Annotated in this window: 1 protein-coding gene; it reads right to left on the minus strand. The window is 32.1% G+C overall.

Annotation, left to right across the window (positions count from 1 at the left end):
- Window positions 1-970, minus strand: a 970-nt coding sequence (rfbG, locus tag ACRDDY_RS03090) for a CDP-glucose 4,6-dehydratase (RefSeq protein ID WP_438563502.1), incomplete at its 3' end; no start/stop codon positions are given.
- Window positions 971-1,088: the final 118 nt, after the last annotated feature.

A 1,088-nucleotide genomic window follows, 5' to 3' on the forward strand; every position in this document is an offset into this window, starting at 1 on the left:
TTGTTAAAGTTGGTTTCCAATCTAATTCAAATCTCGCTTTTGTTATATCTAATAATAAAAGATTAGCTTCATGAAGAGCATTAGGATTAGAGCAATCTTTTAATTCTCCACTTCCATAAAATTTAGTTACCATTGTTGCCACATCCCATACAGGAACTATTGCATCTAAAGTAGGTCCAAAATTATATCCTTCACAATACTCACCTGGATTTTCTAACATTTTTTGCCCAAGAAGTAGATATCCACTTAAAGGTTCTAATACATGTTCCCAAGGTCTAACTGCTTTTGGCATTCTTATATCAATAACCCTATTTTCTTCAAGAGCTCTTATACAGTCTGGAATAATTCTATCCTTAGCCCAGTCTCCTCCCCCAATTACATTTCCAGCTCTTACAGAAGCAATGCTTTTTCCATGTTTCTCATAATCTTTTGGATTAAAAAATGATCTTCTCCAAGAGTTTATAGCTATCTCTGCTGCTCCTTTAGATGAAGAGTATGGATCATATCCACCCATAGGTTCATTTTCTCTATAACCCCAGATTTGCTCTTTATTTTCATAACACTTATCTGTTGTTATAAGTATTCCTACTTTTGTTTCAATAGTTTTTCTAATCTCTTCCATTACATTAATAGTTCCCATTACGTTGACTTCATATGTTTCAACAGGAATATCATAAGATAGTCTAACAAGAGGTTGAGCTGCTAAATGAAATACTATCTCTGGCTTATATTTTGAAAAAACTTCTGCTAATTTTTCTCTATCTCTTAAGTCCCCTCTTATATCAATAATTTTATTTGATAAATTAGAAAGCACAAAATTATCTTTATCTGTATAAGGATCTAAAGAGTAACCTATAACTTCTGCTCCTAACTCTTTTAACCATATCGCTAACCAAGATCCTTTAAAACCAGTATGCCCTGTTACTAATACTTTTTTTCCTTTATAAATATTATTAAAGTTTTTTATCATCTTTTCTCTCCCTTAAAAATATAGGGTAGCTTTCGCTACCCTTCTACCATTTTTTCCAAGGTGCTTTCCCTGAATCCCACATTGCATTTAATTCTGTATTATCTCTTAATGTATCCAT

The organism is Clostridium sp., from assembly GCF_051656525.1.
Taxonomy (GTDB): Bacteria; Bacillota; Clostridia; order Clostridiales; family Clostridiaceae; genus Clostridium.